This window comes from Longimicrobiaceae bacterium (genome assembly GCA_035696245.1).
GTDB lineage: Bacteria > Gemmatimonadota > Gemmatimonadetes > Longimicrobiales > Longimicrobiaceae > DASRQW01.
Genome location: DASRQW010000025.1, coordinates 1 through 9,941 on the forward strand (window position 1 = coordinate 1; position 9,941 = coordinate 9,941).

8 protein-coding genes are annotated in these 9,941 nt (G+C 72.2%); 4 read left to right on the forward strand and 4 right to left on the reverse strand.

Features of this window, described 5'->3' with window-relative positions; all coding sequences use genetic code 11:
* Positions 1–225: 225 nt before the first annotated feature.
* From VFE05_00915 to VFE05_00925, 3 genes are all read right to left on the reverse strand, one after another.
* The gene (locus VFE05_00915; GenBank protein ID HET6228604.1) at positions 226–1,122 is read right to left on the reverse strand and encodes a cytochrome c; all 897 of its coding nucleotides are present in this window, start codon (positions 1,120–1,122) and stop codon (positions 226–228) included.
* A 128-nt stretch (positions 1,123–1,250) separates the two neighbouring features.
* The gene (locus VFE05_00920; GenBank protein ID HET6228605.1) at positions 1,251–2,261 is read right to left on the reverse strand and encodes an aldo/keto reductase; all 1,011 of its coding nucleotides are present in this window, start codon (positions 2,259–2,261) and stop codon (positions 1,251–1,253) included.
* Positions 2,262–2,652: 391 nt separating this feature from the next.
* A complete protein-coding gene (locus tag VFE05_00925; GenBank protein HET6228606.1) occupies positions 2,653–3,141 on the reverse strand; it encodes a MarR family transcriptional regulator in 489 nt (162 codons plus the stop codon).
* A 168-nt stretch (positions 3,142–3,309) separates the two neighbouring features.
* Here VFE05_00925 and VFE05_00930 point away from each other — a divergent pair, with 168 nt between their 5' ends.
* The 4 genes from VFE05_00930 (at position 3,310) to VFE05_00945 (ending at position 9,102) form a co-directional block, all read left to right on the forward strand.
* Positions 3,310–6,264: a PAS domain S-box protein gene (locus tag VFE05_00930; protein ID HET6228607.1), complete on the forward strand. Its 2,955-nt coding sequence runs from the start codon at positions 3,310–3,312 to the stop codon at positions 6,262–6,264.
* Between the two features lie 111 nt (positions 6,265–6,375).
* Positions 6,376–6,669 carry a nucleotidyltransferase domain-containing protein gene (locus tag VFE05_00935; protein HET6228608.1) on the forward strand — a complete coding sequence of 98 codons (294 nt, stop codon included), beginning with the start codon at positions 6,376–6,378 and terminating at the stop codon, positions 6,667–6,669.
* Between the two features lie 51 nt (positions 6,670–6,720).
* Entirely contained in the window at positions 6,721–7,596 is an 876-nt protein-coding gene (locus VFE05_00940; GenBank protein ID HET6228609.1) for a DUF3800 domain-containing protein, read from the forward strand.
* Positions 7,597–7,704: 108 nt separating this feature from the next.
* A complete protein-coding gene (locus VFE05_00945) occupies positions 7,705–9,102 on the forward strand; it encodes an aspartate aminotransferase family protein (GenBank protein HET6228610.1) in 1,398 nt (465 codons plus the stop codon).
* A 155-nt stretch (positions 9,103–9,257) separates the two neighbouring features.
* Here the strand turns inward: VFE05_00945 and VFE05_00950 are convergent.
* The coding region (locus tag VFE05_00950) for a hypothetical protein (GenBank protein ID HET6228611.1) at positions 9,258–9,941 on the reverse strand (684 nt) is incomplete at its 5' end.

Genomic DNA, 9,941 nt, shown 5'->3' on the forward strand with positions numbered 1-9,941 from the left:
GCTAAGCTGTGGCGACGCCCGGCTGTGCGACGAAACTCGGGGATTTGCTCGAACGCAGTCAGTAGATTCATGCTGCAAAGATACACCGTTGCCCTGAATGAAACAGCCCTGCGCTTGCGGGGGAGGGCAGGCGAGTTTTACAAGCCGGGTGAGGGAAACCCAAAGCGCGCCCCGATCTCCCGATCGAGGCGCGCCTTGTCACATCTACCGACCTCGCCCGACACCTCACGCACCCGTCGGCTTCGGCGGGACGGTGTGGATGTAGAGCCAGAGGGCTTCCAGCTCGTCGTCGCTCATCTGGCCGGCGAGGGCCCAGGGCATCACCGGGTTCACCGCGGTGCCGTCCGGGCGCTTCCCACTGCGGAGCGTGCGAACGAAGTCCGCCTCGGTCCAGCTGCCGATGCCGGCGGGCGTCAGGTTCCGCGCGGGCGGCCACTCCGGCGGCACTCCGGGAATGGGCCCGCCGGACAGGTCCTCGCGGTGGCAGCCGTTGCAGCCGCCCACGCGCGACAGGTACGCGCCGTACTCGCGCGTCACGCCCGGCGCGGGGCTGGCGGGGCGCGGTGCCGTGTGCGGGATGTCCTCGGCCGCTAGCAGCGGAAGCATGCCCGTGGCGAAGAGGCCGCGGCCCACGGGACGGAGATGAGGCGCCGCGAAGCCGCGCTTCACGGCGGGCAGGCCGCGCATATAGGCGATTATGCTGGCCGCGTCGTCGTCGCTCAGGTGGTAGAACTCGGCAGACGGCATGCCGAGCAACGCGCGGCCGCCGGGGTTCACGCCGTGCCGGATCGCGCGCTCCCAGTCCGCCGCGGTGTAGCCCGCGGTGACGCCGCCGGGGGTCAGGTTCGGGGCGTTGAGCGTGCCCAGCGCCGGGTCGTCGATGAACACCTTGCCGCCCAGGTCGCTGCCGTGGCAGTCGGTGCACTTGCCGATGGCGGTCGCCACGTGGCGGCCATGTGCCAGGGTGGCGGCGTCGCTGCGCAGGGCCAGCGCCTGGCCGGGCACGTGGTACGTGCGGCGCAGGCGCACTTCGCTGGCCGCGTACAGGCCGATGGCGGCGATGAGCACCAGGGCGAGCAGGCCGCCCAGCGCGTAGCCGGCGCGCTTCATCCACTTGTTCATGTAGGGAGTGCTGACGGGGAAGGGTTCGTGTGGAGCCGGGCGGGGGAGGCTCGAGACAGGTGCGCCGCGGAGATGGCATCGCGCCGCGCACGCTACACCGCGGGTACGGCGGGGTCAAGCGCTTCGTTTCACCGCGGGCCGAGTGGGTCCTCGCGGGCGGGCGGGGCCATGAATTCCGGCCCGATGGGGTGCCGCACGGTCGCCCCCAGTATGCGGTCCACCGTGTCGAGCGCGTCGTCGTCCAGCCGCCAACCGAAGACGTCCTCCACCGGCTCCAGCTGCTCCGGGCGCCGGGCGCCCCACAGCGCGACGCCCACGCCCGGCTGCTCCAGCGCCCAGCGCGCGGCCAGGTGGATCACCCGCTTGCCGAAGTTCTCCAGCGCGAAGCGGTCCAGCCGGTCCACCGCCTCCAGGTACTCGGAGTACGCGGGCTGGCGGAACTTGGGGTCGTCGGCGGCGCGGAGGTCGTCGCCCGCGAACGAGGTGTCGGGGCGCATGCGGCCGCTCAGCAGCCCGCGGCACAGTACGCCGTAGGTGAGCGTGGCGATGCCGTGCCGGCGGCAGTACGGCAGCACGTCGTCTTCGACCTCGCGCTCGAACAGGTTGTACGGCGGCTGGGCGGCGTGCAGCGGCGCGGCGGCGCGGAAGGCGTCCATCTCGGCCGGCGAGTGGTTGCTGACGCCGATCGCGCGGATCTTCCCCTCGCGGTACAGGTCGGCCAGCACGCCGGCGGTGTCGGCGACGGGGACGCGCGGGTCCGGCCAGTGCACCTGGTACAGGTCGATGCGGTCGGTGCCCAGCCGCGCGAGCGACTCCTCGACCTCGCGGCGGATGGTGGCGGGCCGCGCATCGCGCACCACGTCGCCGCCGCCGGGCCACGAGAGGCCGCACTTGGTGGCGACGATCACGACCTGGCGCCGCGAGCCGGCCAGCGCGCGGCCCACGATCTCTTCCGACACGCCGCGGCCGTACACCGGGGCGGTGTCGATGAGGTTGATGCCCAGGTCCAGCGCGGCGTGGATGGTGCGCACCGCCTCGCCTTCGTCGGTGCCGCCCCACCACGACCCGCCGATGGCCCAGGCGCCCAGCCCGATGCGCGACGCCTCCAGCCCCGTGTCCCCGATGCGGACGTGCTCCATCGCTTCCTCCTGCACGGGCCGTCCACCCGGCCGTTTGCCTCGCCGCGGCGCCGTCCCACCCGCCGCTCCCCATCGCCCTGGCCAGTCTTTCCGCTCATCGAAGCATCGGCCAGCCGAGCCACCGACGACACCGCATCTCCCGATCCCTCCTCGAATCAGCGCCGCCCGTTATCCAAGACGGTAGATGCCGCCGTGGGCCGATCCGAACCGGATCGGTGTGACCCGGGCGGTCGGTGCAGCCGATCCGCCGAGGCGTCTCTTGGAATTTGCGGGATCGGTCGACGGGCGTCGGATCTGCGCTTAAAATCAGCCGAAGACGCTGCGGGATTTGGGGGATGCGCATCTACCGTGCACCGCCGTGCATCTACCGAAACCGGAGATGCGCGCGCGGCTACTCGTGCTCGGCGTCCCCTGCCGCGGCGCGGCCGAGGGTGCGGAGGAGGCGCAGGGCCTCGCGCTTCTCCTGCCTGCCCAGGCCGGAAAGCGCGTCCTGGAGGCGCTTGGCGTGCTCGGGGAAGATGCGGGCGATGAGGGCCTCGCCCTGTGGGGTGAGGGCGGCGTAGCGGGCCCGGCGGTCGCCCGCGCACTCGCGGCGCTCCACGAGCCCCCGCCGCTGGAGGCGGTCCACCAGGTAGGTCACGCCGCCGCTGGACACCAGGATCTTGCGCTGCACCTCGCCCAGCAGCAGCGGGCCCTTGTGGTACAGCACCTCCAGCACGCCGAACTCGGCCAGCGTGAGGCCGTGGCGCGCCACGTCGGCCTGCGCCTGCGCCTCCACGGCGTTGTGCGCGCGGGCAAGCGCCACCCACAGCTTCAGCGCGAGGCCTGGGCCCTCGTCGGCCGGGGGGTCGGTCCGCTCGGCGGATTCGTCTTCGCTCATGCTCATCTCGGCGGGCAAGGTGCGCGGCGGCGCCGGGGCCGTCAAGGGCACCGCCCGCCCCGGCGCTCGCGGGCCGCGCCGTTCGCGCGCATCTTGCAGACGGAGGCGCGGCTTCGTGCGGCGCACCGTCAACGGCCGCACGCCCGTCGTCCATTCCGCCCCTGCCCGATGCCCTCTCCCTTCCCCGGCAGCCCCGGCGCCGCCCTTCCCGACGCGGCCGGCTCCGCGCGCCCGCTCCTCCCCCGCTATGCCGTGGCCGTCGGCGCCACAGCGGCGGCGCTGGCCTTCTGCTTCGGGCTGGAGCGGTGGGTCAGCTCCAACTTCTTCCCCATCTTCCTGGGCGCGGTGGTCGTCTCCGCGTGGTACGGCGGCCTGGGGCCCGGCCTGCTGTCCAGCGCGCTCTCGCTGGTGGCCGTGGACTACTTCTTCATCGGCCCCGCGGGCGAGTTCGGCCTGGACAGCGCGGGCGACGCGGTGAAGCTGGCCGTCTTCGCCGCGGTGGGGCTGCTGGCCAGCCGGCTGAACGCGCAGCTGCTCTCGGCCCGCGCCCGCGCCGCCGCGCACGCCGCCGAGGCCGAGCGCCTGGTCGCGCAGCTGCAGGACCAGGCGATGGAGATGGAGCAGCAGACGGAAGAGGCGCGGTCGCTGAGCGAGGAGCTGGCCAAGCAGGTGGAGGAGTCCACCCGCCTCTCGCGCGAGCTGGGCGCCGCCAACGACCGCCTGCGCGACGCCAACGCGGCGCTGGAGGCCGAGCGCGCGCGGCTGGGCGGCGCGCTGGAGACGATGGGCGAGGGCGTGGCGCTGGTGGATGCGGGCGGGCGGCTGGCGTACGTGAACGCCGCGGCCGAGCAGGTGCTGCGCGCGCCTCGCGAACGGCTGCTGGGCCTGGTGGACGGGGTGCCGGGGATGACCGCCGCCCGCCCCGACGGCACGCCCGTGGAGCGGGAAGAGATGCCCGCCGCGCGCGCCTTCCGCACCGGCAACCCCGTGCGGGGCGAGGAGCTGGAGGTGCGCTTCGCGGACGGCACCGAGGCGGCGCTGCGGGTGAACGCCTCGCCGCTGCGCGACGCGTCCGGCGCCGTGACGGGGGTGGTCTCCTCGTTCGCCGACGTGACCGAGGCCCGGCGGGCGCAGGCGGCGGTGCGCGAGAGCGAGGAGCGCTTCCGCGGCACCTTCGAGCAGGCGGCCGTGGGCATCTCGCACAACGCCTTCGACGGGCGGTGGCTGCGGGTGAACGGGTGCCTGTGCGACATGCTGGGCTACACGCGCGAGGAGCTGCTGCGCCTCACCTTCCAGGAGGTGACGCACCCCGGCGACCTGCCCGGCAGCGTGGAGATGGCCCGGCGCGTGGAGACGGGCGAGGACGACACCTACACGCTGGAGAAGCGCTACGTGCGCAGGGACGGCGGGACGCTGTGGGTGAGCGTCACGGTCTCGCGCGCACAGGGCGCGCGCGGCGAGGCGGACTACCTGATCGCGGTGATCCAGGACATCCAGGCCCGCAAGACGGCCGAGGCCGCCGCGCGGGAGAGCGAGCAGCGCTTCCGCATGATGGCCGACGGCGCGCCGGTGCTGGTGTGGGTGTCGGGCACCGACTCGCAGTGCAGCTTCTTCAACCAGTCGTGGCTGGACTTCACCGGCCGCACGATGGAGCAGGAGATGGGCACGGGGTGGAAGGCCGGCGTCCACCCCGACGACCTGGCCCGCTGCGTCGCGGTCTACTCCGGCGCGTTCGACGCACGGCGGCCCTTCCGCATGGAATACCGCCTGCGCCGCGCGGACGGCGAGTACCGGTGGATCCTGGACACCGGCATCCCCCGCTTCGAGGACGGCGCCTTCGCAGGCTACATCGGCTCGTGCGTGGACATCACCGAGCGCCGCGAGGCCGAGGAGCAGCAGCGCTTCCTGGCCGAGGCGGGGAGCGTGCTGGCCTCGTCGCTCGACTACGAGACGACGCTGCGGAGCGTGGCGCGCCTGGCGGTGCCGGTGCTGGCCGACTACTGCGTGGTGGACCTGCTGGAGGACGGCCGCGTGCGCCGCGTGGAGGCCACGCACGCGAACCCCGCGCTCGAGGCCCGCGTGCGCGAGCTGCTGCGCTTCGCGCCGGACCTGGACGGGCCCGGCGTGGTGGCCAGGGCGATCCGCTCCGCCACGCCGGTGGTGGACAACGGCGTCACCCCCGCCAAGCTGCGGGAGTCGGCGGTGGACGGCGATCACCTGGCGCTGCTGCTGTCGCTGGGCGCAACCGCGTACATGGTGGTGCCGCTCCTGGCGCGCGGGCGGGTGCTGGGCTCCATGCTCTTCGCCACCACCACCTCCGGCCGCCGCTACGACGCCGCCGAGGTGCTGCGCTCCGAGGAGCTGGCCCGGCGCGCGGCGCTCGCCATCGACCACGCGCGGCTGTACGAGGCGGCGCTGGAGGCCAACCGCGCCAAGGCCGACTTCCTGGCCGTCATCTCGCACGAGCTGCGCACGCCGCTGAACGCCATCATCGGCTACACCGACCTCTTCCTGCTGGGCATCCCCCTGCCGCTGCCGGAGGGCATCGTCCCCCAGGTGCAGCGGGTGCGCTCGGCCGCGCAGCACCTGCTGGAGCTGATCGACGAGACGCTCACCTTCGCGCGGCTGGAGGCGGGGCAGGAGGAGGTGCGCCCGGTGCCCGGCGTGGCCTGCTCCGCGCTGGTGGAGGAGGCCGCCGCGCTGGTGGAGCCGCTGGCGATGGAGCGCGGGCTGGAGTTCCGCGCCGCCGCGCCGCAGCCGGACGTGGAGATGACGGTGGATGCACGGAAGGTGCGCCAGGTGCTGGTGAACCTGCTGGGAAACGCCATCAAGTTCACCGCGCGCGGGAGCGTCGCCCTGACCGCCGAACGCGACGGCGCCGACGTGCTCTTCCGCGTGGCCGACACGGGGCCGGGGATCGCGGCGGAGCACGCGGAGCGCATCTTCGACCCGTTCTGGCAGGTGGAGCAGAGCACCATCCGCACGCACGGCGGCTCCGGCCTGGGCCTCAGCGTCGCCCGCCAGCTCGCCCGCCTCATGGGTGGCGACGTCACCGTCCAGAGCACCGCCGGCGAGGGCAGCGTCTTCACGCTCCGTATCCCAATCGCACCCGCCGAAGAATAGATGCGGGCGGCGCGTTCCCCGTGCGCGGCGCAGGGCGAGGACGCTAAGTTGATGCGGCCGGGCGGACGCTCGGGGCGACAAGGACCGCACAACAACGCGCATGGAGCCGCGATGATCGAGCGTGAGGAGGCGCTGGCGATCCTGAGGGCGAACTTCGCCGAGCTGGAGACGATGGGCGTGGAGTCGATCGCCCTGTTCGGCTCCGTCGCACGCGGCGACGCTCGCCCGGACAGCGACGTCGACGTGCTGGTCGACGTCCGCCCCGGCGTGGGTTTCTTCGGCTTGTTCCGCGTCCAGGAGCGCCTGGAAGCGCTGCTCGGCACCCGCGTGGACCTCGTCGCCCGCGACGCCCTCAAGCCCTATCTCCGCGACCGCATCCTCGCCGAGGGGCTGGCCGCCGCCTGACCGGCACTTCGATCGCTGCCCGACATTTCCTCTCGCACTTCATTCCGTTCGATGGCCTACTTCCTCTTCGTGGATGAAAGCGGGCAGGACCACCGGGAATCTCCGTACGAGGTGCTGGCGGGCGTGGCGGTGGAGGACCGCGACCTGTGGAACCTGATCGTGGCGCTGCGCGGGGCCGAAACCCGCTGCTTCGGCCAGCGTTACACGCATGGACGAAGCGAGCTCAAGGCCAAGAAGCTCCTCAAGACGAAAGTCTTCCGCCACGCGGCCGCGGCACCGGCGCTCGAACCTGAAGAGCGCTGCCGGCTGGCTCGACACTGCTTGGACGAAGGCGCGGGCGCCACGCCGCTGGAGCTGGCAGCCCTTGCGCAGGCGAAGCTCGCCTTCGTGGACGAGGCGCTGGAGCTGTGCGCGCGATACCGCTGCAAGGTGTTCGCGAGCATCGTGCACCCGCAGGCGCCGCAGCCCGCCGCTCGCGAGCACCTGCGCAAGGACTACTCGTACCTGCTGGAGCGGTTCTTCTACTTCCTGGAGGACATCGATCCCGGCGCCAGCGGTATCGTGGTGTTCGACGAGCTGGAGCGTGTACAGAGTCACATCCTCGTCGACCAGATGAGCAGGTACTTCGCCGAGACGCACACGGGACGGCTGAGGGCGGGTAGGATCATCCCTGAGCCGTTCTTCGTGCACAGCGAGCTGACTACGGGCGTGCAGCTCGCCGATCTGGTGGCCTACATCATCTCGTGGGGATTCCGCCTGCCGCAGATGACCGCGCCTGCGCGGCCGGACATCGCCGCGCTGGCCGAACGGCTCAAGCAGATGCGGTACAGGGCGATTCGCGAGCGCATGGGCAACCCTGCGTTCGAGATCTGGAGCTTCGCCTGGATCAAGGACCTGCGCGTCAGGGAAGAGCTTGGAGAGGGATGATGGGGGGGAAAAGAAAAAGGCAATGCAGCGCCGTAGCGACTGCAAAGCCTCCGCATCCAACATACGGATCTGCAACGGATTGTCAACCCGGATGAACTCGAAACATAGATGAGTGCTTCAGATCGCTCCTTCGGCACCGCGCCACCGACCATCGTCACGCCGCCGCCGGGGCCGGAGTCGCACAGGCTGGGGGCGGAGCTGGCGCGGTACGAGTCGCCGAACGTGACGTACCTGGCGCCGGACTTCCCCGTGTTCTGGGCAGAGGCGCGCGGAGCGAACGTCCGCGACGTGGACGGGAACGTGTACGTGGACCTCACGTCCGCGTTCGCCGTCGCGTCGGCCGGGCACGCGCACCCGCGCATCGTGGAGGCGATCCGCGCGCAGGCGGGGCGGCTGGTGCACGGCATGGGCGACGTGCACCCGCCCGACGTGAAGGTCGACCTGCTGCGCGCGCTGGCCGAGGTCGCGCCCGCCGGCCTCAACCGCACCGTCCTCGCCAACTCCGGCGCCGAGGCGGTGGAGGCGGCGCTGAAGACCGCCGCCATCGCCACCGGCAAGCCGCGCGTGCTCGCCTTCCACGGCAGCTACCACGGCCTCACCTACGGCGCGCTGGCGGCCTCGTCGCGCGAGGACTTCCGGGCGCCGTTCGCCGCGCAGCTGCCGAACACGGCTGTCTTCGCGCCGTATCCGTATGCCTACCGCTCGCCATTCGGCAGAGATGCGGTCGAGGTAGGCGCCACGACCTTGCGTTACATCGAACATCTGCTCGACACGCCGGGCACCGCGTCCGAGGGCATCGGCGCCATCATCGTGGAGCCGGTTCAGGGCCGTGGCGGGGACGTGGTGCCGCCGGCGAGCTTTCTCCCCGGCCTGCGCCGCATCTGCGACGAGCGCGGGCTGCTGCTCATCTTCGACGAGGTGTACACCGGCTTCGGGCGCACGGGGAGATGGTTCGCGTGCGAGCACTGGGGCGTGGTGCCGGACATCCTCGTCGTGGGCAAGGCACTCACGGGCGGACTGCCGTTCGCGGCGTGCATCGGAACCGATGCGGTGATGGAGCGCTGGCCCCGCTCGCGCGGCGAGGCCATCCACACATCCACCTTCCTGGGCAACCCGCTCGGCTGCGCCGCCGCCCTCGCCTCCATCTCCGTGCTACGCGACGAGAACCTGGTGGAGCGTTCCGCGGAGTTCGGCACGGGGCTGATCGAGCGGCTGCGGGAGATGACCAGCGGTCATCCGAACGTCGGTGACGTGCGGGGCCTAGGGATGATGATTGGCGTGGAGATGGTGCGTGACCGCGAGTCGCGTGCTCCCGCGCCGGACCTGGCCGGGCGAGTCGTCGTGGAGGCGCTGCGGCGAGGCGTGCTGCTCCTCGGCGGCGGCATCCACGGAAACGTGCTCTCGCTGTCGCCGCCGTTCGTCATTACGGAAGAGCAGGCGGACGCCGCGCTTCGCATCCTGGGCGAGATCTTCGCGGAGATCGCATCCACCGAACCCGGCGGGTAGCCGCGCATCTGCCGAGGTGCCGTTCGGTAGATGCGTGGCCGCCGAGCATCTCCCGAAGCGAAAAAAGCAGATCAACAAGAGGAGGGGCGCCCGCGGCAGTGCGGGCGCCCCTCCTTCTTTCGATCGACTCCGCAGATGCCAGGCTGGCTATCCGTCTACGGCCGCTTGGCGACAGTGGACGGGCCGGCGGGGGTCCGCTGCTCGGCCTGCATGGCGCGGGCGAGGCGGATCTGGAGGTCCTGGCTGCGGGTCATCATGCGGTCCAGCTGCGGCTCCACGGCGACCATGCGGGCGTACAGCCGGCCCTCGAAGGCCTTGACGCGGTGGGCCATCAGCGGCTGGAGCAGGACGTGGTTGCGCACGGCGAGCACGCGTGACTGGATCTCGTCGCCCTCGGCCATCAAGGCGCGCAGGCGAGCCTGGTTGCCGGTGGCCTGGGCCTGGCGCGCCTCGTTCTCCAGCCCCTGCGCGCGCATGGCGAGCTGACGCAGGCCCGGGTCGGCCTGCTCCATGGCCGTGCGGACGTCATTGGCCAGCGAGTCAGCCTGGGCGTGCAGCCGCGGGTCCTGGAGCGCGCGGGCGTGCGCCGCCTGGAGGCGCGAGCCGATCTGCTGGAGCTCGGCGTACCACGTGCGCACCTGCGTGGCGGTCGGCGCGGCGGCGGTGGTGCGCGCCGCGGAGGCGCGCGGCCGCTGCGCGGCGGCGTCCGCCGGAAAGGCGCAGACCGTCAGGGCGGCGGCCAGCGCGCCTGTCTTCCAGTTCACCACTGTCACTCCCTGCTCGGTGCGTGTCTTCGGGCGCCGCGCGCCCGGGAACGAATCGCCGCGCCCATCCGGGCG

What these genes read in the sequence shown, in the direction of transcription:
- VFE05_00915 (HET6228604.1), bottom strand. Translation starts at nt 1,122, where the DNA reads ATGAACAAGTGGATGAAGCGCGCCGGCTACGCGCTGGGCGGCCTGCTC.
- VFE05_00920 (HET6228605.1), bottom strand. Translation starts at nt 2,261, where the DNA reads ATGGAGCACGTCCGCATCGGGGACACGGGGCTGGAGGCGTCGCGCATC.
- VFE05_00925 (HET6228606.1), bottom strand. Translation starts at nt 3,141, where the DNA reads ATGAGCGAAGACGAATCCGCCGAGCGGACCGACCCCCCGGCCGACGAG.
- VFE05_00930 (HET6228607.1), top strand. Translation starts at nt 3,310, where the DNA reads ATGCCCTCTCCCTTCCCCGGCAGCCCCGGCGCCGCCCTTCCCGACGCG.
- VFE05_00935 (HET6228608.1), top strand. Translation starts at nt 6,376, where the DNA reads ATGATCGAGCGTGAGGAGGCGCTGGCGATCCTGAGGGCGAACTTCGCC.
- VFE05_00940 (HET6228609.1), top strand. Translation starts at nt 6,721, where the DNA reads ATGGCCTACTTCCTCTTCGTGGATGAAAGCGGGCAGGACCACCGGGAA.
- VFE05_00945 (HET6228610.1), top strand. Translation starts at nt 7,705, where the DNA reads ATGAGTGCTTCAGATCGCTCCTTCGGCACCGCGCCACCGACCATCGTC.